The organism is Brevibacillus migulae, assembly GCF_004521915.1.
GTDB classification, from domain to species: domain Bacteria; phylum Bacillota; class Bacilli; order Brevibacillales; family Brevibacillaceae; genus Brevibacillus_F; species Brevibacillus_F migulae.
The window spans coordinates 150,351-174,108 of the sequence record NZ_SDKD01000008.1; the positions used below are offsets into that span (position 1 = coordinate 150,351).

The following is a 23,758-nucleotide window of genomic DNA, read 5'->3' on the forward strand; positions in this document are numbered from 1 at the left end:
CAAATGCGTTTGATTATACTAAATTATTTGCGTTTTCTATTAATTTTATATAGAATGATAAACATAAATTTACACAGAGAACTTTCACGAGGGGGAACCACATGAATAAGAAACGATTTTCTCAACTGTTAGCGACATGCTTGCTGGGGACAACCATCTTGGCTGGTTGCGGTGGCGGAGCATCGACTAGCACACCAGCACCGGCAGGCGGAGGAGAAGCACAGCAATCCGCAGGCGGAGAAATTACAGCGAAAATCGGTGTCGTCAGCTTCCTTTCCGGAACGGGCGCAGCATACGGTGAAGCGCAAAAGGCAGGTCTGGAGCTGGCGCTGGCCGAGCTGAATGAAGCGAATAAAGGCAAGCTCAAGATTGAGCTGCAAATGGAAGACTCCGGTGGTAAAAAAGAAAGCGCGATTAACGCGGTCAATAAATTGATCAATCAAGATAATGTGGTAGCGATCATCGGCCCGACTCTGTCCGGGGAAATGTTTGCCGCAGGTCCGGTAGCCAACGAAGCGGAAACCCCTATTTTCGGGATCTCCAATACGGCAGAGGGCATCAATGATATCGGAGAATACGTGTTCCGCAATTCCCTGCCCGAATCCATCGCCATTCCGACAGCAATGAAAGCGGCCCAAGAGAAAAAAGGCTTCAAAAAAGCAGCTTTCATCTATGCGGCCAATGACGACTTCAGCGTATCCGGCTTCAAGACCATGAAAGCTACTGCTGAGCAAATGGGTCTGGAAAACCTCGGCGAAGCAACCTTCTCGAACGGTGACGTAGACTTTTCCGCCCAGTTGACCAAAATCAAAGAGCTGAATCCGGACGTGCTGCTGGTTTCCGCTCTCTATAAAGAAGGCTCCCTCGTGGTGAAAAAGGCGCGTGAGCTGGGCATCACGGCAACGATCATCGGCGGAAACGGCTTTAACAACCCGCAAGTATTCGAAATCGCCGGAGATGCTGCTGAGGGCTTGATCGTAGCGACTCCTTTCAGCCCGGAAAAGCAGGATGAAAAAGTACAAACATTTGTAAAGGCGTTCGAAGCCAAATACGGCAAAAAGCCGGACCAATTTGCCGCACAAGCGTATGACGGTCTGTATATCATTGCTCAATCTCTGCTTGCAGCGGGTAAGGCAGACCGCAATGCTCTTCGTGATCAGCTTGCTCAATTGAAAGACTTCCAAGGCGTATCCGGAAAGCTCTCTTTTGACGAGAAGCGGACACCGGTTGGAGAAGCGGTGGTAGTAGAAGTAAAAGGCGGCAAATTCGTACCTTTCTAAACCAAAAAATCTTTAGGACGCTTGCCCGGGGCTGCCCGGGCCCTTTTTTCTACTGAATGGCAATTTGATTACTGTCTGGAAGGCGGGCTTTCCCTCTTCCAAGCAGGTATTTCCATGTGAGGTGGTTCAACTTGTTTTGGCAGCAATTGGCTAACGGCTTGATCGTGGGCAGTACGTATTCGCTGATCGCGCTCGGGTATACGTTGATCTTCGGCGTTCTCGGCATCATCAATATGGCGCATGGACAAATCTTTATCTTCGGTTCGTTGGTCGGTCTGGCGTTGATGACCAGCACCGATTTGCCTTTACCGGTCGCTTTTGTAGTGGCGATCGTGGTCTCGGCAATCCTGGGAATCATTTTGGAGTATACGGCTCTTCGCCCATTGCGGAAGAAAAATGTGCCGCATTTGGCCTCCTTAATCAGTACGATCGGTTTCGCTACCCTTGTGGAGGAAGGCATGCACAAGCTGTTTGGAGCAGATTCCCGTTCCTTCCCGGAGGTTTTCGGCGGGAAAGTCTTTGATTTGGGAATCATGCAGATTCGCGGGGTTGACTTGTTGATTATCGGGATCTCCCTTGTATTGATGTTTGTGCTGCATTTTTGGATTACACGCACAAAGCTCGGAAAAGCGATCCGCGCTACCGCTGAAAACAGCGATACGGCAAGCATTTTAGGGATCAATACCAATCTGGTCATCGTATTGACTGTCATGATTGCTTCCGGATTGGGCGGAATTGCCGGCATGATGATCGGGATGACCTATTCCGCACTGATCCCGTCGATGGGGCTCACACTCGGTTTCAAGGGACTGGCTGTGTTGATCCTGGGCGGTGTTGGCAGCATTCCAGGGGCGATGGTCTGCGGAGTGCTGCTCGGTGTGATCGAAGTATTTGCCGTTGCGTACGGGGATTCGTCTTACCGGGATGCTGTCGCTTTTGGCTTAATTATTCTCATCTTGCTGATACGGCCACAAGGATTGTTTGGCAGCAAGGCGTAGGGAGGGACAACCGTGGATTTGCTTAATCCGTATAATCTGCAAGTAATCACATTTATTGTGCTGAATGGCATCTTGGCCATCAGTATTTACATTACCTTGATGACCGGCCAGTTGTCGCTGGGACATGCCGGATTTATGAGCATCGGTGCATACACGGCCAGCATTTTGACCAAGCAGGCGGATCTTCCCCTGTTTGCAGCGTTGCTGCTGGGCGCTCTGGCGGCAGGGCTGATTGCCTTGCTGATTGGGGCACCTACGCTGAAGCTGCACGGTCTGTATTTGGCCATCGCTACATTGGGCTTCGGCGAAGTGGTTCGTGTCATCATGCTGAACATGGAAATCACGAATGGAGCTTTGGGTCTGACTGGTCTGAAATCCATCGGCAACACACTGTATGAGTGGCAAAAGGCAATCGGGGTTTCGGCGCAGTCCGTTGGAGTCTCCGTCATGCAAATGAAGGCTTTGTTGACATTATTTTTCCTGGTCCTGTTGTTTGCCGTCATCCTCTTTTTGACCCTGCGACTGAATCGTTCCCGGATCGGGCGCGCTTTTGAGGCGATCAAGGCGGATGAGACTGCGGCCAAAGCGATGGGTCTGCAGATCTCCTACTATAAGATGCTGGCTTTCATCATCGGCTCGGTTTTGGCCGGTTTTTGCGGAGGCTTGTTCGCCCACATCACCACGACGGTGACACCGGACGATTTTAACTATCACAAAGTGGTGGAGATCCTGTCCTTTGCGGTGATCGGGGGCAGCGAGATTGTCTGGGGACCATTGTTCGGTGCGCTGCTGTTGACGTCTCTGCCTGAATTGCTGCGTAGTCTGGCCGAGTACAAGATGATCATGTACGGCGCGATCATGGTGCTGGTCATGGCGTTCCGTCCGCACGGCTTGATTGCGGCAGATACCTTCCAGAAGCTGTTTCGTCGCCGCAGCAAGCAGGCATCTGCTGCAAAAAAGGAGGAATTCTAAATGCTGGAACTGACCAATATCGGCAAGAGCTTTGGCGGTATTACGGCATTGCGTGATGTCTCCTTTACCGTCAAAAAAGGCGAGGTCGTCGGGCTGATCGGCCCAAATGGCGCAGGGAAAACGACGATCTTCAACATGGTGACAGGCATCTTCGAACCGACTACGGGTGAGTTGTTTTTTAACGGAAAACGTTTAAACGGTGTGGCTCCGCATAAAATCACGGAAGGTGGCATCGCCCGAACGTTTCAGAATATCAAATTGTTCGGACATATGAGCGCGATCGACAACGTCAAGGTAGGCTGTCATACCCGGACAAAAAGCGGTTTCTGGGCATCGCTGCTGCATACGCCGCAGCAAAAGGCTGAGGAGCGGGAAGTCCAGGAGAGGGCGGAGCGTCTGCTTGCTTTTGTCGGTCTCTCCAATGTGAAGGACGTTCGCTCGGATACGCTGGCTTATGGCCAGCAAAGACGCCTGGAAATCGCGCGGGCTTTGGCCACCGAGCCTGAGCTGCTTTTGCTGGATGAGCCGGCCGCGGGGATGATTGAAAGTGAAACGAAGGAACTGATGGAGCTGATCGAAAAGATTCGCGACGATGGCAAAACCGTTCTGCTGGTCGAGCATGATATGGGTCTCGTCATGAATCTTTGCGATCGCGTGGTATGTATCAATTTCGGGGTGAAGATTGCGGAAGGTACGCCGGATGTTGTCCAGAATAATCCGGATGTGATTGAAGCTTATCTTGGCAAGGAGGAGGATGAGTAATGCTTCGAGTGGAAAATCTGAGTACCTCCTATGGACAGATCAAGGCAATCCGGGACGTCTCCTTGCATGTGCCGGAAGGAAAAATAGTCAGTTTGATCGGCGCCAATGGCGCAGGGAAAACCACGACGATGAAAACGATCGCGGGACTCTTGACGCCGAAGAGCGGTACCGTTACCTTTTGCGGGCAGCGCATCGAGGGCTGGAAGCCGCATCGCCTGGTGGAAGCGGGCATGGCGCTCGTGCCAGAAGGACGGGCGATTCTCGGAAAGATGACCGTACTGGAAAACCTGGAGATGGGAGCTTTTCAGCGTAAGGATGCACAGGGAATCAAGGACGATATGGAAAAGATGATGACCTGGTTCCCGATCCTCAAGGAACGGCTGAACCAACTGGGCGGCACGATGTCCGGCGGGCAGCAGCAGATGCTCTCGATCGCGCGTGCGCTGATGTCTCGTCCCAAGCTCCTGCTGCTCGATGAACCGTCCATGGGTCTGGCTCCGATCGTCGTGTCTGATATTTTCAAAGTCATTCGGCAAATCAATCAGGAAGGAACCACCGTGCTGATCGTAGAACAAAACGTCAAGCAGGCCCTGAAAATTGCGGACTACGGCTATGTGCTGGAGGTCGGACAGATTGTGCATGAGGGCACCGGAGAAGCCTTGCTGAATGATGAGCGGGTGAAAGAAGCGTATCTGGGCGGACGCAAACACGCGTGACGCTCGGGTATTGGATGTGTAAATGAATGGAAAAGATCATGAGGCTCCGTCAAGTTTCCTTGGCGGGGCTTTTTCTTTTCCCGATGTCTTTCCTGCATTCTTTTTGGGAAATGTTCACGGAAAATAAGGATACGCTTCCTCTAGTGATTGGGAAAAGCCCGTTGCTATAGTTATTCCATTAAAAAGAGAACAAGGGAGTAAAGGAGGGGGACCATGATACAAACCGGAAAGGATTTCTCATCTTATGACGAAACACTCATTTCGTTTTGCAAAAATCTGCTAGAGATCATGCATGAGGGAACCACCGTGCTGATTCTGGAGCAAAACGTCAAGCAGGCTCTGAAAATTGCGGACTATGGCTATGTGCTGGAAGTCGGGCAAATCCTGCACGAAGGCTCCGTCGAGACCATGTTGAATGACAAGCGAGTAAAAGTAGCTTATCTGTGCGGTCAAAAACAAGCGAAGCCCTAAATAGAGGCGAACAGGAGAGAGAGAACAATGCCACAGACCTGTAAGGATTTATCATCGATCCTTGATGAGATGCGCAGCCGGAGTAGGGAAAAGCAAGAGAACTATGATGAGACACTCACAGCCTTTTGCAAACATTTATTAGAATTGAAAAAGAGCATGCCTTTTGTGGAATGGAGGAACAGCGTCATCCAATCCTCCTTGACACATCCGCTGCAAGCTTTTCTGTTACAGGATCCGTTTACCAACCGAGCTTTTTATAAGCCGCGCGGATACGCAGGAGACGCCATCATGATGGATTTGCTTTATGCGGGGGACGGTTCAGTCGCTGCTCCTCTGGAAGGAAAGGAAACCAGGGCAGGGTTGAACCTCTACCAATCGGTGCTGAAGCTTTCTACCGCACAAAGTGTGCGAAATCGCAAGGATATCATTGCGAAAAAGCTGGATGAGATTGCGGGAAAAACAGAGAAACCGGAAGTTTTGGCGGTAGCCTGCGGCCATTTGCGCGAAGCACAGCATTCCGTCGCCTTTCGTCAAGGGAGAGTTGGCAGATACATCGCCTTGGACAGCGATCCGTTGTCGATCAAGCATGTGCATCTCACGCTTGGCAAGAAAGGAGTCACTACCTGTGAGGGGAATGTGCTGGATCTGATCCGGGAGGGGGTCAGCTTTGCCTCCTTCGATTTTGTCTATTCAGCGGGCTTATATGACTACCTCGATGACAAAGTGGCGAAACGCTTGACCGAAAAGCTGTTTCGGATGGTAAAGCCGGGGGGAGTGCTGCTCGTGGCGAACTTCCAGCCCGATCATCTCTGTGCGGCCTATATCGAGGCTTGCTGTGATTGGTGGCTGGTATACCGCAACGAACCGGCGATGAAAGAGCTGCTCAAAGGAATCCCCCCGGAGGAGATCGATCAGATCCGCATTTATCCAGATGAGACAGGCTCCATTTATTTTTTGGAAGTAAAGCGCAACCGGTTAAAGGATGAATGAAAAGGATCGAAGCGAACGAACTGTGTACGTGCCCAGCACATATATAAATCGTAGCGTTATATGCAAAGGGGCCGATCCTATGCCAGATGAGACACGCAAAGCGAAAACCGCGCTTGCGAAGAAAAAGTTGAAGCCAAAACCGGTTGCTTTTCGGAGGAGGAGGTTGGCGAATAACCAGCCCACAGTCAATCCAGCCGATCCAGAAACGATCCCCAAATTTATCGACCCTCTTCCCATCCCGCCAGTCGCAAAACCCGTCTTTCATGATTCCTATTATGAGATTGAAATGCGAGAAGCCAGGCACCAATTTCACAGCTATTTCCCGTTGACGACAGTCTGGGGCTATGACGGTATGGTGCCAGGTCCGACATTTGATGTCGCGAAGGATCAACTCGTCAAAGTCAAATGGATAAACAACCTCCCGCTCAAGCACTTTTTGCCGGTAGATCACACGCTCCACGGCGCGATTGATTCGCCGGAAGTTCGGACAGTGGTTCACCTGCATGGTGCCAATGTCGACTGGGAAAGCGATGGACATCCCGAGGCTTGGTTTACCAAAGACTATGCACGCACCGGTGCGTTCTTCAGACGAATGGTCTATGAATACACCAATCATCAGCAAGGAACGACACTCTGGTATCATGACCATGCGATTGGTCTTACCCGGCTGAATGTGTATGCCGGCTTGGCAGGTTTTTATTTGATTCGTGACAGCCTTGAGCGGAGATTGAAGCTGCCAAGCGGTGACTACGAAATCCCGCTGATGATTCAGGATAAGAGCTTCAAGGAAGACGGCTCGCTTTTTTATCCGGATCAACCGCCTTTTCCGGTGTCTGTCAATCCGTCCGTCGTGCCGGGATTTTTGGGGAATACAATCGTGGTGAACGGGAAAGTATGGCCGCATTTACGTGTGGAACCACGAAAATACCGGTTCCGGATCGTCAACGCCTCCAATCGAAGGGGATATACGTTAAGCCTTTCCAATCAGGAAGCGTTCACGCAAATTGGGACCGACGGAGGGCTGATGGCAAGCCCGGTGCAGCTGAACTCCATTCGCCTGGAGCCGGCAGAACGGGCGGATCTGATCATCGACTTTTCCACGATGCAAGGGCAGACGATCACTTTGCAAAACGATGACCCAAGTCCCCATCTCAGCGTGGTGTTGCAATTCAGGGTCGATCTGCCTTTGCGTGGTGAAGACCGTTCGCAAATTCCCGCACAGCTGTATCCGGCGATGGAGCTGCACGAGCATACGGCCCACACGGTCAGGGACCTGACGCTGAGCGCGACCACTGATGAATTCGGCAGACCGATGCTTTTGCTGGGCGAGCGGATGTGGCATGATCCGGCCACCGAAAAACCAGCCTATGACAGTGTCGAGATCTGGAATTTGGTCAATCTCACAGGGGGCCCGCACCCGATTCATGTGCATCTGGTGCAGTTTCGGATTTTGGAGCGAAGACCTTTCAACATCGAGCGGTTCCAAAAGAAAGGCATTATTGAGTACACCGGACCCGCGCAGCCGCCGAAGGATTATGAGCGAGGTTGGAAGGATACAGTGAGAGCCGAAGCCGGCATGGTGACGAAAATCATCATGCACTTCAAGGAGCATACGGGAAATTACGTCTGGCATTGCCACTTTTTGGAGCATGAAGATCACGATATGATGAGACCGCTCAGAGTCATAACCGATACACATCCCGTGCAGGATAAGCATGCAACGCATACCTAAGGGGAGCAGAAAGCCATTCTCTACTGTATGAAACAGGAAGAGTGGCTTTTTCATTTTTAGTCTCGACTCTTTTTCGATGATGTGCTATCATGATACCTTGTTAACGTTTTACCACTTTACCATACTAAAATATACGAATTTGGGAGAGGATCATCATGAGAAAATTTGCATCATTGGGCTTGTTGCTTGCTATGACGTTTTCACTGATTGTCGGTTGTTCGAGTGCGAATACAGCTTCCGAGGACAAGCAGTTGGTGATCGGGATCGATGATAAATTTGCACCAATGGGCTTCCGTGACGAGAAAAACGAAATCGTCGGCTTCGATATTGATTACGCGAAAGCAGCTGCGGCCAAAATGGGAAAAGAGGCAGTCTTCCAGCCCATTGATTGGAGCGCGAAAGAGTCCGAATTGAACAGCGGCCGCATCGATTTGATCTGGAATGGATATACCATCACCGACGAGCGGAAAGAGAAAGTATTGTTTACCAAGCCATACCTGAAAAATGCGCAAGTGATCGTGACATTGGCGGATTCTAAGCTGACCAAGATGGACGATCTGGCGGATAAGAATGTCGGTCTGCAAAAGCTCTCTTCCGCTGCGGATGCCTTGAATGCGAATCCGATCAAGGAGAAAATCAAAACCGTCAGCGAATTTCCGGACAACGTGTTGGCTTTGAGCGATTTGAAAACCGGGCGTATTGATGCCGTGATTATTGATGAGATCGTTGCAAGATACTATATGACCAAGGAAGCGAATACCTATAAAATCTTGGACGAGTCTCTCGCTCCTGAGGAATACGGAATCGGCGTGAAAAAAGGCAACGAAGAACTGCTGAATGCCCTGCAAAAAGCGTTGGACGAGCTGAATCAGGATGGAACGGCAGCGGAAATCTCGAAAAAATGGTTTGGCGAAGATAAAGTGTTGAAATAGGTTTGATCAGTCAGGCTACGCCTTCGTTTGGCGTAGCCCAAGTTTTCGATTAGGAGCAAATTCCCATGAACCTCGAATATATCATCAATATTACCAAGCCGATGCTGGAAGGGGCACAGATGACCATCCTGTTGTTCCTCATCGCGATCGTCCTGTCCATTCCGCTCGGTTTTTTGATCACCGTAATGGCGAAAAGCAGCATCAAATGGCTGGCCGCATTGGCGAATGCGTACATTTATGTGATGCGCGGCACTCCGCTCTTGCTGCAGCTGTTGTTTTTCTGTTTTGGTTTGCCCCTTCTTCCATTCGTCGGGGAATACCTCGTGATGGACCGATTCGTTGCGGCTTGCGTAGGGTTTATCCTTAATTATGCCGCCTATTTTGCGGAGATTTTCCGCGGGGGTCTGCTCGCCATCGACAAGGGGCAGTATGAGGCCGCGCAGGTGCTGGGCTTCAGCCGTTATCAGACGACGACGAGAATCATTCTGCCGCAGATGTTCCGCGTCGCATTGCCAGCCGTTTCAAATGAAGCGATCACCTTGGTAAAAGATACGGCTCTGCTGTATGCTGTGGCCGTTCCCGAGCTGCTGCATTTTGCCCAGACGGCAGTGAACCGCGACTTTACGATTGTTCCTTTTTTTATCGCAGCCATTATTTATTTACTCATGACGTTGGTATTGACGGCATTTTTTAAATGGATCGAAAAAAGACTTACTTTTGAATGAAGGACTGGCGAAAAATGGCGATTATTCATGTGTCCAATCTAAAAAAATCGTTCGGCAATCTGGATGTGCTGAAAGGTGTATCGTTTGAGGTAGAAAAAAATGAGGTAGTCGCGGTCATTGGTCCTTCGGGCTCAGGGAAAAGCACCATGCTGAGAAGTCTGGTTCATCTGGAGCAGGTGAACGGAGGAAGCATCCGCATCCAGGACGACTATCTCGTCAAGGATGGTGCCTATGCCGGCAGCCAGGAGCTGAAGCGGATTACCGCAAAAATGGGGATGGTGTTCCAGCATTTCAATCTGTTCCCGCACTTGACCGTCCAGGAAAATCTGGAGCTTGCACCGAAGCTCGTCAAAGGCGAGTCGGACGAAAAGATTCGCCAAAGAAGCAACGGGCTGTTGGAGAAGGTAGGTTTGTCCGATAAAGCGGGCGTCTATCCGGCCAAGCTCTCCGGTGGGCAAAAGCAGCGTGTCGCGATTGCACGGGCGCTCATGATGCAGCCGGATATCATGCTGTTCGATGAACCGACCTCGGCGCTTGATCCGGAGTTGACCGGTGAGGTGCTGCAGGTGATCAAGCAGCTGGCCCAGGAACATATGACGATGATGGTGGTCACCCATGAGATGGGGTTTGCCAAGGAAGTCGCGAGCAAAATCATGTTTATGGACAACGGCGAGGTGATTGAAGCAGGCACGCCGGAGCAATTGTTTACGAATCCGCAATTTGAACGGACCAGAGCGTTTTTGAATCGAGCGTTGAAATAACCGGGCCGCTCCCTTTGACAATAGAGGGAGCGGCTATGTAATTTTTCCAGCCAGTTCAAAAAAAGCAGGCTTCTGTGCTACCATGGAGGATGAGAAAGAGAAAGGGGGAGGCCAATGAGCACGATCAAAGACAAGCTCGCGGTTCTTCCGGATAAACCCGGCTGTTACTTGATGAAAAACAGTAATGGTGAAGTCATCTATGTCGGCAAGGCCAAGGTGTTGAAAAATCGTGTACGCTCCTATTTTACAGGGAGCCATGATGGAAAAACACAGATGCTGGTCAGTGAAATTGCCGATTTCGAATATATCGTAGTCGCCTCCGCAGTAGAGGCATTGCTGCTGGAGATCAATCTGATCAAGCAATACAATCCTCGCTACAATGTGATGCTCAAGGATGACAAGACGTATCCGTACATCAAGATTACCAACGAGACCCACCCCCGTCTGGAAATTACGCGCAAGGTCTTGAAGGACAAAGCCAAGTATTTTGGCCCCTATCCGAATGCGGGAGCTGCGGCAGAGGTAAAGAAGCTGTTGGATCGGCTGTATCCATTGCGCAAATGCAAGAACATCCCCAAGCAGGTATGCTTGTACTACCACTTGGGACAATGCCTGGCTCCCTGTGAGTATGAGGTGGACCAAGCTGAAAACCAACGGCTGGTGGAGGAGATCGCGCATTTCCTCGATGGTGGTCATGCGGCGATGAAAGCGGAGCTGACCGAGAAAATGATGCAGGCCGCCGAGAGTATGGAATTCGAGCGGGCCAAAGAGCTGCGGGATTTGATCCGCAACATTGAAGCGGTCATGGAGAAGCAGAAGATCACCTTTACGGATACTATCGACCGCGATATTTTCGGTTTTGCCGTGGAAAAAGGCTGGATGTGCATCCAGGTCTTCTACATGCGCCAAGGCAAAATGATTGAGCGGCAAACGACCAGCTTCCCGTACTATGGGGATGAAACGGAAGATTTCATGTCGTTTGTCACCCAGTTTTATTACGACAAGCAGCAGGCACTCCCGAAAGAAATCCTGCTGCCGCAGCAAAGCGACCCGGAGCTGCTTGAGCAGTGGCTCGGCGTCAAGGTTGTCACGCCGAAGCGCGGCAAAAAGGTAGAGCTGGTCGATATGGCTTGTGAAAACGCCAAGATCGCCATCCAGGAGAAATTTGCCCTGATGTCAAAAGATGATGCGCGGACGATCCAAGCGGTCCACAATCTCGGTCATATCTTGGGGATCAATACCCCGCATCGGATCGAAGCCTTTGACAACTCCAATATTCAGGGCGTTGAGCCTGTTTCGGCGATGATCGTGTTTACGGATGGCCGCCCGGACAAAAAGGAATACCGCAAATTCAAAATCCAGACCGTGGTAGGACCTGATGATTACGGTTCGATGCGGGAAGTGATCCGCCGCCGCTATACGCGTGTCCTGCGGGAAAATCAGCCTTTGCCCGATCTGATCGTCATCGACGGGGGAAAGGGGCAGATCGGCGCCGCCATGGACGTGCTGGAAAACGAGCTGGGTCTGTATATCCCGGTATGCGGGCTGGCCAAGGACGACAAGCACAGGACCGCACAGCTGCTGTTTGGCGATCCACCTGAGCCGGTCGAGATGAAGCGGGACAGCTATGAATTTTATTTGCTGCAGCGGATCCAGGACGAGGTGCACCGATTCGCGATCACGTTCCATCGGCAAAGCCGGACCAAGACGATGCTTTCCTCCCAGCTTGATGAGATTCCGGGCATTGGGGAGAAACGGCGCAAGCTGCTGTTCCAGCACTTCGGATCTCTCGGCCGCATGAAGGAAGCGACCGTGGAAGAATACCGCCAGCTGGGGATTGGCGACAAGCTGGCGAAGCAGATCATCGCCCATTTGCGGAAGCTGTAGGATCTTTTTACGCATAAACGAATTGCGCTGCTTTCCACATCATGATATAATGCCAAACAACAACTAAATAAGTACCTCACTTCCCGCAAAGGAGTGAGGTAGAGGCGCGAAAACCAAGAGTACTTTCTGGGAGAATGGGGATTCAGTGATCAGAAAGGAAAGGGGAATTCGCCGAAGTGCGGTGCGTCGCCCTAGACGACCGTGCTGGGTCTGCATTGAAGAAGTGCAGGACTGTCATCCCGACTGCTTACCCGCAGTCCGGATGGAGCGCTATCTCACCGAATCGGATGATTGGTACGAGAAATTTTCGTAGCAATTCCGATGACGTGCATGGGAAGGGGGAACCAGTATGTCTATCAGACAGCGGCAGGTTTATTCCTTGTCGTTGTTTTTTTGTATATGGAAACAATAACAATCGGGTATGCAAATTATCGTGACAAAGGAACAAACATAAAACAAGGGAGAGTAGGCGAACATGGGTCTTATCGTACAAAAATTTGGCGGCACCTCCGTCGGCACCATCGAACGTATTCAGCGCGTAGCGGATCGGATTATCAGTTACAAAAAAGAAGGCCATGACATGGTCGTCGTCGTATCCGCAATGGGGAAATCCACGGATGTCCTGGTAGACATGGCAAAAGAAATCTCGGCGAATCCCTCGGAACGGGAAATGGATATGCTGCTGACGACAGGAGAGCAGGTCTCGATTGCGCTGCTGTCCATGGCGCTGCAGCAAAAAGGATATGATGCCGTTTCCTTGACCGGATGGCAGGCAGGGATTATGACTGAATCGGTGCACGGCAAAGCGCGGATTAAAAAGCTGAACAGCGAGCGTATTTTTAGGGAATTGCGCAGTGGCCGCGTTGTTATTGTGGCAGGATTTCAAGGTATCAGTGAAGAAGGAGAAATCACCACGCTTGGGCGAGGTGGATCAGATACGACGGCGGTAGCATTGGCTGCCGGCCTGAAAGCGGATAAATGTGAGATTTTCACAGATGTCTCCGGCGTATTCACGGCAGATCCGAGAGTGGTCCCGACAGCGCAGAAGCTGCCGGCCATTTCGTATGACGAGATGCTGGAGCTGGCCAATCTGGGCGCAGGTGTCCTGCATCCACGTTCTGTGGAAGTGGCAAAAAAACATCAGGTAAAACTCGTTGTCCGCTCCAGCTTTACAGCGGAAGAAGGTACGTATGTTGAGGAGGTATCCGGCATGGAAACAGGAAGAGTGGTAAGCGGTGTAGCGCATGATGATGATGTGGTGAAGATCACGGTCGTCGGGATGCCGGCCCGAGTGGGAACGCTGTCCGGTTTGTTTAATACATTGGCAAGCAATCAAGTGAATGTGGATATTATCATCCAAAGCTCTTATGAAGCGGCGGTTACCAATATCTCTTTTACCATCGCATTGGGCGATTTGCCCCGCGCATTGAAAACATTGGAAAGCAACCGGGAGCAGCTCGGCTTTGAGAAGATCGATCACGAAATGGGATTGGCCAAAGTATCGATCGTAGGTGCAGGCATGATCAACAATCCGGGTGTAGCCGCAGAGATGTTCCGCCAGTTGGCTGAGCAGGATATTCCGATTAAAATGGTGTCGACCTCCGATATCAAAGTATCTTGCGTGGTTCCGCAAGAATTTACGGAGCTTGCGGTGCGTACGCTGCACACCGCCTTTGGCCTCGATACGCTGGAAGAAATAGCGATTGTTCACGGTCTGTAAGTTTGGTGGATATTGACAGCATGCGTTAGGCAACGTATCATGGAGACAAATGCATACGGATTCTCTTATCTAGAGTGGTGGAGGGACTGGCCCGATGAAACCCGGCAACCCCGCAATGCGGAGAGGTGCTAATTCCAGCAGACGTCACACGCGTCTGGCAGATAAGAGTGGTTGACTTTCGCAAGACAACCCCTCTTTTCGAAGAGGGGTTTTTCTTTTTCTGCTGCGGCAAGCGAAGACTTATACCGGGATGGAGGCGAAAGCAAGGATGAAAAAGGCTAGACTGGGCGAAGTGCTGCTGGAATCTGGCGATGTACTGCACGACGTGGAAGTCGCTTACCAGACGTACGGCACCTATGATCCCGATCGGGGAAATGCCATTTTGGTCTGTCATGCCTTGACAGGAACGGCCTATGCCGTAACGGATGAAGAACAGGAAGGCTGGTGGGACGGGCTGATTGGTCCCGGCAAGCCGGTGGATACGAACAAATATTTTGTGATCTGCAGCAACGTCCTGGGTGGCTGTTATGGCACGACCGGACCTGCCAGCATCAATCCCCGCACCAACAGGCCATACGGCTCGTCCTTTCCGGTGGTAACCGTACGGGATATGGTACGGACGCAAAGGAAGCTCATTGCCGAACTGGGCATTGATCATCTGTACGCCGTCATTGGCGGTTCCATGGGCGGCATGCAGGTATACGAATGGATGGTCGAATATCCCGATCTCTTTGATTTGGCCGTACCGATCGCCACCTGTGCACGGATGTCTGCAGTAGGCATCGCTTATAATGATGTAGGCAGACAGGCGATCTGCAGCGACCCTGAATGGAAGAATGGCGATTACTATCCTGGAGAGGGGCCAAGACAGGGACTCTCGATCGCCCGGATGGTTGGCATGCTCACCTACCGCACCACGGAGCTGTTTGAGGAACGATTTGGCCGCAATATGCGTGAACAGGTGGATAATCCGTTGACCGGTTCTGTATTCCAGATCGAGAGCTATCTGCGTTACCAAGGAGAAAAGCTGGTCAACCGATTCGATGCGAACAGCTATCTGCATTTAATGAAAGCGATGGATACGCATGACATCGGCAGAGGTAGAGGCGGCATACACGAAGCCATCTCCCGGGTACGTGCGAGGGTTCTTGCGATCGGTATTCAGAATGATCTGATTTATCCGGTTGACCATCAGCGCGAAATGGTTGAGATCATGCAGCAGAACGGCGTAGAGGTGGAATTTCACACCATCGATTCGATTTACGGGCACGATGCGTTTCTGGTCGATTTTCACAAGATCGCACCGCTGATTACCCCATACTTTGCATAGGTGATGACCGGCTGGCGTGATGCTAAGCTGGTTTTTTTCTGACTAACAGCTGACGGTTATGCGTGCCTCCAGCTGGGTGCCGTCCGCGACTTGATGTATTTCCATGTGCACCTCAGCCTCTTTCTCCTGCCAACGACCGATGGCTCCCGCGAGAATCCCGCATTCCAGGGACAAGCTCTGCCCCAATCGTTCCGCGGGAAGATAGTCGAACATAGGATGTGTTAGCCGATACGTAAACCGATTGGCCGATTCGGACAGCAGTTCCAGCTTGCCCAATCCCAGACGAATGAACGGGAACAGCAGTCCTTGTGAGGAGGTGATCGGAATTTTTCGGCCGATGTCTTTGCCGATCCAGTGCAAAATGGGCGCTTCCGAATCGCCGAGGAGCTGTTGGCAAATCGTTTGGCGGAGCACATGATAGCCAAGATAGGGCATGCTTGTCCGTTCGGCGTGTGCAATCAAATCAGCAGGCAGCAGTTGGGCCAGTTTATCCTGAGTGGTTTTCATGTCACCTATCACCTTTCTTCTTTTTCGTGTTACTATCCTATGAAAAAAGGGTAGAGAAAATGACAGAAAAGAAGAGAAAGAGGTGCATTGAAATTATGTGATTATTCTAACAATAGAATCAGTCTAATCACTTCTTGACGCTGTCAAGCCACAGGAGTACAATGGTTTTGGTCACTTTTAGTTCACTTTTACCTGCTATACTTTACTGTCATTGTTAGGGAACGAAGAAGGCGATTTTGCTGTGCAAATGCAACTCTTTTCTTTTTGCAAGAAAAAGGAGAAAAGAACGCGTAGACAAGATAGATTCGCACGGTTTCAAGGCGATTAAGGTGCTATACAATGGGTAAGGATAGTGGGGAAAAGGGGATAATGGAAAAGTGCAGAGCGCTTTTCCGTTGGTTTACTGCTTTACATACTACGAAGGGGGGACCCATGCATGGCGAATAGCCATCAATTCTTAAGTCGCAGGCTTCATTCTTTGCTTGGTTTGTTTCCAATCGGTATCTACTTGATTTTCCACTTGTTGGCGAACCATCAAGCAACAAAAGGTCCTGAGGCATTCAACCAAGCGGTAGGTTTGATCGAGAGCTTGCCATTTTTGATCGTAATTGAATTCGTCATTATTTACATTCCGTTGCTGTTCCACGCGATCCTGGGCATCTATATCGCGTTTCAGGCAAAGCACAATGTAGGAAGCTTTAGCTATGGACGCAACCAGATGTTTATGTGGCAACGCATTACAGGTATTATTACGCTGATCTTCATTGCATGGCATGTATGGGAAACACGGATTCAATTTGCGCTGGGGAATAAAGAATTGAATTATCAAATGATGGCGGACATCTTGAGCAACCCTGCGATGGTTGTATTCTATACCATCGGGATCTTGAGCGCGGTTTTCCATTTCTCCAACGGAATCTGGTCTTTCCTTGTTCATTGGGGAATCACTGTTGGTCCTCGTTCGCAACGCTTGGCAACATACTTGACAATGGGTATCTTTGTCGTGGTGTCTTTCATTGGCTTGCGCGCGATGGCAGCATTCATTCAGTAGGATAGGGGGACTTTCGCGATGGCAAAAGGCAAACTGATCATCGTCGGCGGTGGACTTGCCGGCTTGATGGCGACAATTAAAGCAGCAGAAAAAGGTGTCCCTGTAGATCTCTTCTCCCTGGTTCCTGTAAAACGTTCTCACTCTGTCTGTGCGCAGGGCGGTATTAACGGAGCGGTTAATACAAAAGGGGAAGGCGACTCTACATGGGAACACTTTGACGATACAATTTACGGCGGCGACTTCCTCGCGAACCAACCACCGGTAAAAGCAATGTGTGATGCGGCACCTGGAATCATTTACATGCTGGACCGCATGGGTGTTATGTTTAACCGTACACCAGAGGGCTTGCTGGATTTCCGTCGTTTTGGTGGAACGAAGCACCACCGTACCGCATTTGCGGGTGCAACGACCGGTCAACAGCTTCTGTATGCATTGGATGAGCAAGTGCGCCGCTTTGAAGCGGAAGGTCTTGTGAAAAAATATGAGTATTGGGACTTCCTCGGAATCGTACAGGATGATGCGGGTACCTGTCGCGGGATTACCGCACAAAACCTTCGTTCCGGTGAAATCGTTTCCTTCGCTTCTGACGCCGTCATTTTGGCGACAGGCGGACCGGGGATCATCTTCGGGAAAACGACCAACTCCATCATCAACACTGGTACGGCTGCTTCTGCGGTATATCAACAAGGCGTTATTTATGCAAACGGCGAATTCATCCAAATTCACCCGACTGCGATTCCAGGGGATGACAAAAACCGTCTCATGTCGGAATCGGCTCGTGGAGAAGGCGGACGCATCTGGACTTATCGTGACGGGAAACCATGGTACTTCCTCGAGGAAAAATATCCGGCTTACGGAAACCTGGTTCCACGCGATATTGCAACCCGCGAAATTTTCCATGTTTGCGTAGATTTGAAGCTGGGGATCAACGGCGAGAACATGGTATACTTGGACTTGTCGCATAAAGATCCAAAAGAGCTGGATGTGAAGCTCGGCGGTATCATCGAGATCTACGAAAAATTCACAGGCGAAGACCCACGCAAAGTGCCTATGAAGATTTTCCCTGCTGTTCACTATTCCATGGGCGGCATGTGGGTTGACTACAACCAAATGACCAATATTCCTGGCTTGTTCGCAGCAGGTGAGTGTGATTATTCCCAGCACGGTGCGAACCGTCTCGGTGCTAACTCCCTCCTTTCTGCCATCTTCGGCGGAATGGTAGCGGGTCCGAAAGCATTGGAATACATCAATGGCTTGAAGCAAAGCACGGATTCCATGTCCACCACGATGTTTGATGCAGCTACGAAACAGCAGCAAGAGAAATACGACAACATCTTGAAAATGGACGGGACCGAAAACGCATATGTGATCCACCGCGAACTGGGCGAATGGATGACAGACAACGTGACGGTAGTGCGCTACAATGATCGTCTGCAAAAAACAGACGAGAAAATTCAGGAGCTCATGGAGCGTTACAAGCGCATCAACATCAACGATACCAATCGTTGGAGCAACAGCGGAGCTTCATTTACGCGTCACCTGTGGAACATGCTGGTGCTCTCTCGTGTCATTACACTGGGCGCACTGCAGCGTGATGAGAGCCGCGGCGCTCACTACAAACCTGAATTCCCTGAGCGTAATGACGAGCAGTTCCTGAAAACCACGATGGCGAAATACAACGCTGAGACTACAGCACCGGAAATTTACTACGAAGACGTCGATATTTCGTTGATCCCGCCGCGTAAACGCGACTACTCTCAAAATAAGAAAGGTGGGGAATGATCATGGCGGAAAAAGTTATTCACCTGATCATCACCCGTCAGGACAGTCCTGACAGCGCTCCATATAAAGAAGAATTCAAGATTCCATATCGTCCCAACATGAACGTGATTTCCGCGTTGATGGAGATTCAGCGCAATCCAGTCAATGCAACCGGGCAGCATACATCTCCTATCACCTGGGAATCCAACTGCTTGGAAGAGGTATGTGGAGCATGCTCCATGGTGATTAACGGCAAACCGCGCCAAGCATGTACAGCACTGATTGACAAGCTGGAGCAGCCGATCCGTCTGGAACCAATGCGCACATTCCCAGTCCAACGTGACCTGTCCATCGACCGCAGCCGTATGTTTGATGCTCTGAAACGGGTAAAAGCATGGATTCCGATTGATGGTACACACGATCTGGGACCTGGACCTCGCATGCCAGAGGTTGAGCGCCAATGGGCGTATGAACTGTCCAAATGCATGACTTGCGGGGTTTGCTTGGAAGCATGTCCAAACGTGAATGACAAAACAGCGTTTATCGGACCTTTCGCGATCTCCCAAGTGCGTCTGTTCAACCAGCATCCAACTGGTCAAATGAACAAACACGAGCGTCTGGAAGCATTGATGGAAGAAGGCGGTATCCAGGAATGCGGTAACTCGCAAAACTGCGTACAGGCTTGCCCGAAAGGCATTCCACTCACCACTTCCATCGCGCATATGAATAAAGAAACAACCAAACACGCAATCAAGAAGTTTTTCTTCTCCTAAGATTGCGGAAAAAGAGCCCCTTGTCGGTAAAAAAGCCGGCAAGGGGTTTTGTTTTTTGCTGCGGTGGTGCTTCCGCTACTGCGGTGGGGGTGAGTATATTCCAAAACTCCGCTTCATTCTCCACCCCGCTGTGGGTGGGACTGGCCGCTCCGCAGCAAATCGCGGGGTGTGCAAAAAGTGGTATCGCTTTGCAGTTTAGCCGGGTTTGCACCCCTTTTTCCCACGATTCACTGCTCCGCTGGGTCGGGTTCCGCAGGCGCTCCGTTTCGGAATATGCTCACCCGCGTAGCAGAAGCTTTTTTGAATAAGTAATGCAGGGAGCAGCTTCAGGAAGCTGGAAATGCACAACAGCCAACGCCAAAAAGCTTGTTTATTCAATTTTTATCCTGCTCGCTGATGAATACCTTTCTGCCTCGGATGGAAAACTGATGAAAATGGCACATCTTTTGTAAAACGGAGAAGTGTGCCCGATGGCCAAGCGAAAACCGTTGGCGAACGCAAGTTTTCGATAGGAGGTTGCAATGAAAAAACGGTTGATCAGTTCAGGAACAGCGTTATCATTACTCATCTTTCCCATCTCGGTCTATTCCCCCGAAACTTCCGCAAACGCACAACCGTTTCAGTCTGTTTCTTCACGTGATACGTTCACGAAACAAGTGACCCAGGATATTCATGCAGCGCGTGTATACAACGCGTTTCCAGGCAGCGGCGCAGCAACCAAAAAGAATGGGATGACCGCTGATGAATGGATGAATGTGGGAGAAGTGGTACTGGGCGAAAAAGTGAATGAAGGGCCTTCCTCCAACCTGGAAATGATTGAGGCCACAAAGGCATGGCAGCAATATGGGGTGAGAGGCGAGGGGATGCTGATCTCCGTGATCGATACCGGAATCAACCCGAAGCATCCGGACATGGCTCCTCCGAGGGACAAGCGCAGCGCCCAGCAAAAAGCAGGATCGACGCAAAAAGTCATTCCCGGATATAACTGGGCCGATCGTGACCAAGTCACCAAAGATGTCGGAGAATCGCAGCACGGGATGCATGTCGCAGGCATTGCGGCAGGCAATGGAAAGGTGAAGGGTGTCGCGCCAGAAGCCCAGCTGCTCAGCCAAAAGGTATTCAGCAATTATCAAGGAGACGTACCGGGCTTGACGGAATCGATTCTGTTTGCGATCAATGACTCGATTGCCAAAAAAGCGGATGTAATCAATCTAAGCCTCGGCTCTTCCGCAGGCTATGTGGATGATACGAACATGGAGCAATATGCAATCAAGCGGGCGGTTGACAACGGTGTGATCGTGGTTGCCGCCGCAGGAAATGATGGTTACTTTGGCAGCGATAAAGTATTGGAGCAAAATCCGGATACGTCCATGGTCGGTTCGCCAGGACTTGCGCCGGATGCGCTCTCTGTCGCTTCTGCCAACAGCACCACATTGGCGGGGGTAAGCTTTGCCGTCAAGCAAGTGGAGGGACTCGAGCGTGTGGTCTACCTGCAGGCACATGCAAGCAATGGCGAGTCTTTGCGTCCAACCCAGGCGCTTACGCGGGAATACCCGCTCATCTACATGGGAAAAGGGAAAAAGGAAGATTACAACGTCTCGGTCAAAGGAAAAGTAGTGCTGGTAGAACGGGGTGTCATTACCTTTGATGAGAAGCTTCGCTTGGCCAAAGAAGCAGGAGCTGCGGGAGTCATCGTGTACAATGATCAACCGGGCCCCATCATCATCAGTGCGGAAGAAAGCAAGAATATCCCTGCTGTTTCCATCTTGAAGCAGACAGGAGAAACACTGGCCGCAGCGCTGAAAAAAGGGAAAAAGGTCAGTATCTCTTTCGATGGCCAATATGGGCAAAATCTCTTGCCTTACCCGCACGGTGGCACGATTTCTTCCTTCTCTTCTTGGGGGCCGACACCAGATTTGCAATTCAAGCCGGAAATTACAGCGCCCGGCGGTGGCATCCTCTCTACGGTAAAAGAGGGCGATTACGCGGTAAAAAGCGGGACGTCCATGGCGACTCCGCATGTGGCGGGGGCAATGGCTTTGATGAAGCAATCTTATCAAAAAATGGGACGCACCCTGCAAGGAAGGGCCCTCGTCGAAACGATGAAGGCTGCCGCGATGAACACAGCCCAACCGATTTTAGATCCGCGAGAAACCGCTACTGCCACTGTAGGAAGCCAAAAAGGCGAGCTCCCCTACTCACCGCGTGTGCAGGGAGCTGGCATGCTGCAAATCGCGAAAGCCATTCAGACCCCCGTCATCGTGGCTGATCGAAAAGGAAAGGCGGGCGTTTCCTTGGGCGAGATCGGTGCGACCACGACGTTTTCCTTATTTATTGAAAACAAGTTTGGCAAGAAACCGATCTCGTACCAGGTTGGGGATGCCTTTGGCGTATTAACCGACTTGCATCGAGATGGCTACAATTGGTTTCGGGAGACGCTGCTGCCGGATGCCAAGCTGCAAGTATCTCCTTCCCAGGTGACGGTAGCCCCTGGGCAGCGAAAAGAAGTGAAAGTGACTGTCACGATTCCGTCCAACAGTCCGCGTAATATTTTTGCGGAAGGCTATGTCCGGTTTCAGCCACAAGCGGAAGATGTCCCGGTCCTGCATGTGCCCTATTTTGGCTTCTATGGCAGCTGGAATGAGCCGCGTGTCATGGATGCCCCCATGTGGGAAGAGAGCAGCCAGGAAAAACGGACAGGTGTCAAAACGACCTGGTATCATGACAAGGAAAACGACAAATGGAAGTACCGTGATTATCTCGGTGTGACCGGGATCAATGAGGATGGTTATATTCAGGTCGATCCAAGCCGCGTCGCTTTTTCACCCAATGGTGATGGACATTATGACAAGGCAGCTCCTTCCATTACCTTTTTACGCAATGCCAAGCAGGTAGCCATCGATGTGCTGGATCACGAAGGAAAGGTCATCCGCTCGTTGGCCAGAGATGAAAACATTACGAAATTCGATCAATCCAAGCTGGGGATTCCTTATTACTACACGGAGAAGGAAGAATGGAGCTGGGACGGAAAAGCCTACTCGACAGAAAAAGGAGAATACACGCAGGTCCCGGACGGATCGTATCAATTTCAGATCCGCGCGAAAAACGACAGCCGCAACGCCAATTGGCAGACCATGACGCTGCCCATCCATGTGGACACAAAAGCGCCCAGTTTATCCGCCTCTCTGGAAGGAAACCGGGTGCACTGGTCTAGTAAGGACAAGGATGTCCAAGGCTATCTTCTCTATATAGACGGGAAAAAGACGGGAGGTCCGTATTCGGCCACGGAAAAAGGGACGATCGTCAGTCAGCCGCAGAAGAAAATGACAGTAGTGGCGTATGACTATGCAGGCAATATGACGATGGTGCATGTGAATGGCCGAAGCGATACGATGCCGCCTACCGTTCATTTCCCGGATGATCTGTTTGAGCAAATTTTGGTGACGAATCGCCCGAATGTCCCCATTCACGGCAGGGTGAGCGGCGAAGACATGCCCGATCGGATCCGGATGACGATCAACAAGACTCCTGTAAAAGTGGAAGAGGATGGAAGCTTTGAAACGGTGCTGCAGCTGCCGGAGGGTTTGCATTTTGTCATGTATCGGGTGAGTGATGTATACGGGAACGCCAGACAGTTCACCCAGCGTGTCATCGTGGATATGACTCCCCCTCAGCTGCAGCTGATCAATGATGGGACAGAGGAGCCGTACTTTGATTCCGCGACAAAACGAATGCTCCTTCCCCTGCGCTTGCAGTATCGGGATGCAACCTACAAAGGGATGCTGAAGGTCAATGGACAAATTATCGATAGCTGGGAAGAAGATCAGTTGGAAAAAGCCGTGCAAAAATTGTTTGTTCATCCGCTTTCGTTGAAGCAAGGAGAAAATCGTCTGCTGGTCGAGGGGATAGATGATGCAGGAAACCAATCGAACCTGGTCGTCCATGCCTATGTCGATACCAATGCCGGTACGTTGGTCCTCCATCACGGCGAACAGCGATTGACTTATCAGGCCAAGGAATTGCCTACGCCAAGCCTGCAATTGTCCAAACCAAGCTATGAAGGGAAAGTCGGCGAACCGCTTGTCCTGCAAGGCAAAGTCAATTCATCCTTGCCAGCACGCTTTCAATTTTACTATGGAGAAAATCGTTTGTATGCGGATGTCAATGATCGCAATGAGTTCCGCCTGACTTTGCCTGAGGTGAAGGAAGGCAAGGAAAAAGTAATCGTGATCGCCATCGATGATCTAGGACGTGAGCAGCGGCTCGATGTACCAGTCATCGGGAAAAAACCAAAAGACTAGCAAGACAGGGCCCACACGCAAGGTGTTATGCAAAACTCGTGTGGGTTTCTTTTTTTCGGGGCTACGGTGGGGAGTCTGTTTCACAACGC

Annotated in this window: 19 protein-coding genes and 2 riboswitches; of the genes, 18 read left to right on the forward strand and 1 reads right to left on the reverse strand. The window is 50.9% G+C overall.

From position 1 onward, the window contains the following. The first annotated feature begins 101 nt into the window (after window positions 1-101). The 14 genes from EIZ37_RS11500 to metX all read left to right on the forward strand — a co-directional run bounded on the left by EIZ37_RS11500 (window position 102) and on the right by metX (window position 15,276). Window positions 102-1,280: an ABC transporter substrate-binding protein gene (locus EIZ37_RS11500; protein WP_134684749.1), complete on the forward strand. Its 1,179-nt coding sequence runs from the start codon at window positions 102-104 to the stop codon at window positions 1,278-1,280. 131 nt (window positions 1,281-1,411) lie between these two features. Further along, entirely contained in the window at window positions 1,412-2,278 is an 867-nt protein-coding gene (locus EIZ37_RS11505) for a branched-chain amino acid ABC transporter permease (protein WP_134684750.1), read from the forward strand. Between the two features lie 12 nt (window positions 2,279-2,290). Continuing rightward, the gene (locus EIZ37_RS11510; RefSeq protein WP_134684751.1) at window positions 2,291-3,250 is read left to right on the forward strand and encodes a branched-chain amino acid ABC transporter permease; all 960 of its coding nucleotides are present in this window, start codon (window positions 2,291-2,293) and stop codon (window positions 3,248-3,250) included. Next, window positions 3,251-4,012, forward strand: coding sequence for an ABC transporter ATP-binding protein (locus tag EIZ37_RS11515; protein WP_134684752.1), 762 nt, complete (start codon window positions 3,251-3,253; stop codon window positions 4,010-4,012). Next, the gene (locus tag EIZ37_RS11520; RefSeq protein ID WP_134684753.1) at window positions 4,012-4,728 is read left to right on the forward strand and encodes an ABC transporter ATP-binding protein; all 717 of its coding nucleotides are present in this window, start codon (window positions 4,012-4,014) and stop codon (window positions 4,726-4,728) included. The genes EIZ37_RS11515 and EIZ37_RS11520 overlap by 1 nt, the downstream gene beginning before the upstream one ends. A 213-nt stretch (window positions 4,729-4,941) precedes the next feature. Continuing rightward, on the forward strand, window positions 4,942-5,199 hold the full coding sequence (locus EIZ37_RS11525) for an ATP-binding cassette domain-containing protein (RefSeq protein ID WP_235827967.1): 258 nt from the start codon (window positions 4,942-4,944) through the stop codon (window positions 5,197-5,199). Window positions 5,200-5,226: 27 nt separating this feature from the next. After that, entirely contained in the window at window positions 5,227-6,189 is a 963-nt protein-coding gene (locus EIZ37_RS11530; protein WP_134684754.1) for a class I SAM-dependent methyltransferase, read from the forward strand. A 79-nt stretch (window positions 6,190-6,268) separates the two neighbouring features. Continuing rightward, window positions 6,269-7,921 carry a multicopper oxidase family protein gene (locus EIZ37_RS11535; RefSeq protein WP_134684755.1) on the forward strand — a complete coding sequence of 551 codons (1,653 nt, stop codon included), beginning with the start codon at window positions 6,269-6,271 and terminating at the stop codon, window positions 7,919-7,921. A 155-nt stretch (window positions 7,922-8,076) separates the two neighbouring features. Continuing rightward, a complete protein-coding gene (locus EIZ37_RS11540) occupies window positions 8,077-8,853 on the forward strand; it encodes an amino acid ABC transporter substrate-binding protein (protein WP_134684756.1) in 777 nt (258 codons plus the stop codon). Window positions 8,854-8,918: 65 nt separating this feature from the next. Continuing rightward, window positions 8,919-9,578 (forward strand): amino acid ABC transporter permease, encoded by a 660-nt coding sequence (locus EIZ37_RS11545; protein ID WP_134684757.1) that lies wholly within the window; start codon window positions 8,919-8,921, stop codon window positions 9,576-9,578. A 14-nt stretch (window positions 9,579-9,592) separates the two neighbouring features. Next, a complete protein-coding gene (locus tag EIZ37_RS11550; protein ID WP_134684758.1) occupies window positions 9,593-10,339 on the forward strand; it encodes an amino acid ABC transporter ATP-binding protein in 747 nt (248 codons plus the stop codon). A 114-nt stretch (window positions 10,340-10,453) separates the two neighbouring features. Further along, complete coding sequence (gene uvrC, locus EIZ37_RS11555) at window positions 10,454-12,226, forward strand: excinuclease ABC subunit UvrC (protein ID WP_134684759.1); 1,773 nt, start codon at window positions 10,454-10,456, stop codon at window positions 12,224-12,226. A 91-nt stretch (window positions 12,227-12,317) separates the two neighbouring features. After that, a riboswitch (Lysine riboswitch) is annotated at window positions 12,318-12,507 on the forward strand. A 194-nt stretch (window positions 12,508-12,701) separates the two neighbouring features. Then, the gene (locus EIZ37_RS11560) at window positions 12,702-13,946 is read left to right on the forward strand and encodes an aspartate kinase (RefSeq protein WP_134684760.1); all 1,245 of its coding nucleotides are present in this window, start codon (window positions 12,702-12,704) and stop codon (window positions 13,944-13,946) included. A 62-nt stretch (window positions 13,947-14,008) separates the two neighbouring features. Further along, window positions 14,009-14,114, forward strand: a riboswitch (SAM riboswitch). A 100-nt stretch (window positions 14,115-14,214) separates the two neighbouring features. After that, window positions 14,215-15,276, forward strand: a complete 1,062-nt coding sequence (metX, locus tag EIZ37_RS11565) for a homoserine O-acetyltransferase MetX (RefSeq protein WP_134684761.1) — start codon at window positions 14,215-14,217, stop codon at window positions 15,274-15,276. Between the two features lie 42 nt (window positions 15,277-15,318). On the opposite strand, the gene EIZ37_RS11570 is transcribed toward metX, so the two are convergent. After that, entirely contained in the window at window positions 15,319-15,783 is a 465-nt protein-coding gene (locus EIZ37_RS11570) for a DUF2507 domain-containing protein (RefSeq protein WP_134684762.1), read from the reverse strand. Between the two features lie 436 nt (window positions 15,784-16,219). Here EIZ37_RS11570 and EIZ37_RS11575 point away from each other — a divergent pair, with 436 nt between their 5' ends. The 4 genes from EIZ37_RS11575 (at window position 16,220) to EIZ37_RS26630 (ending at window position 23,669) form a co-directional block, all read left to right on the forward strand. After that, the gene (locus EIZ37_RS11575; RefSeq protein WP_134684763.1) at window positions 16,220-16,834 is read left to right on the forward strand and encodes a succinate dehydrogenase cytochrome b558 subunit; all 615 of its coding nucleotides are present in this window, start codon (window positions 16,220-16,222) and stop codon (window positions 16,832-16,834) included. 18 nt (window positions 16,835-16,852) lie between these two features. Further along, complete coding sequence (sdhA, locus tag EIZ37_RS11580) at window positions 16,853-18,616, forward strand: succinate dehydrogenase flavoprotein subunit (RefSeq protein ID WP_134684764.1); 1,764 nt, start codon at window positions 16,853-16,855, stop codon at window positions 18,614-18,616. A gap of 2 nt (window positions 18,617-18,618) precedes the next feature. Next, window positions 18,619-19,368, forward strand: a complete 750-nt coding sequence (gene sdhB / locus EIZ37_RS11585) for a succinate dehydrogenase iron-sulfur subunit (protein ID WP_134684765.1) — start codon at window positions 18,619-18,621, stop codon at window positions 19,366-19,368. Window positions 19,369-19,889: 521 nt separating this feature from the next. After that, window positions 19,890-23,669, forward strand: a complete 3,780-nt coding sequence (locus EIZ37_RS26630; RefSeq protein WP_134684766.1) for a S8 family serine peptidase — start codon at window positions 19,890-19,892, stop codon at window positions 23,667-23,669. Window positions 23,670-23,758 lie beyond the last annotated feature (89 nt).

Coding starts and splice junctions, on each gene's coding strand:
- metX (WP_134684761.1), top strand. CDS start 14,215: ATGAAAAAGGCTAGACTGGGCGAAGTGCTGCTGGAATCTGGCGATGTA.
- EIZ37_RS11570 (WP_134684762.1), bottom strand. CDS start 15,783: ATGAAAACCACTCAGGATAAACTGGCCCAACTGCTGCCTGCTGATTTG.
- EIZ37_RS11545 (WP_134684757.1), top strand. CDS start 8,919: ATGAACCTCGAATATATCATCAATATTACCAAGCCGATGCTGGAAGGG.
- EIZ37_RS11550 (WP_134684758.1), top strand. CDS start 9,593: ATGGCGATTATTCATGTGTCCAATCTAAAAAAATCGTTCGGCAATCTG.
- EIZ37_RS26630 (WP_134684766.1), top strand. CDS start 19,890: ATGAAAAAACGGTTGATCAGTTCAGGAACAGCGTTATCATTACTCATC.
- EIZ37_RS11575 (WP_134684763.1), top strand. CDS start 16,220: ATGGCGAATAGCCATCAATTCTTAAGTCGCAGGCTTCATTCTTTGCTT.
- sdhB (WP_134684765.1), top strand. CDS start 18,619: ATGGCGGAAAAAGTTATTCACCTGATCATCACCCGTCAGGACAGTCCT.
- EIZ37_RS11535 (WP_134684755.1), top strand. CDS start 6,269: ATGCCAGATGAGACACGCAAAGCGAAAACCGCGCTTGCGAAGAAAAAG.
- EIZ37_RS11540 (WP_134684756.1), top strand. CDS start 8,077: ATGAGAAAATTTGCATCATTGGGCTTGTTGCTTGCTATGACGTTTTCA.
- EIZ37_RS11500 (WP_134684749.1), top strand. CDS start 102: ATGAATAAGAAACGATTTTCTCAACTGTTAGCGACATGCTTGCTGGGG.
- EIZ37_RS11515 (WP_134684752.1), top strand. CDS start 3,251: ATGCTGGAACTGACCAATATCGGCAAGAGCTTTGGCGGTATTACGGCA.
- EIZ37_RS11560 (WP_134684760.1), top strand. CDS start 12,702: ATGGGTCTTATCGTACAAAAATTTGGCGGCACCTCCGTCGGCACCATC.
- sdhA (WP_134684764.1), top strand. CDS start 16,853: ATGGCAAAAGGCAAACTGATCATCGTCGGCGGTGGACTTGCCGGCTTG.
- uvrC (WP_134684759.1), top strand. CDS start 10,454: ATGAGCACGATCAAAGACAAGCTCGCGGTTCTTCCGGATAAACCCGGC.
- EIZ37_RS11530 (WP_134684754.1), top strand. CDS start 5,227: ATGCCACAGACCTGTAAGGATTTATCATCGATCCTTGATGAGATGCGC.
- EIZ37_RS11520 (WP_134684753.1), top strand. CDS start 4,012: ATGCTTCGAGTGGAAAATCTGAGTACCTCCTATGGACAGATCAAGGCA.
- EIZ37_RS11525 (WP_235827967.1), top strand. CDS start 4,942: ATGATACAAACCGGAAAGGATTTCTCATCTTATGACGAAACACTCATT.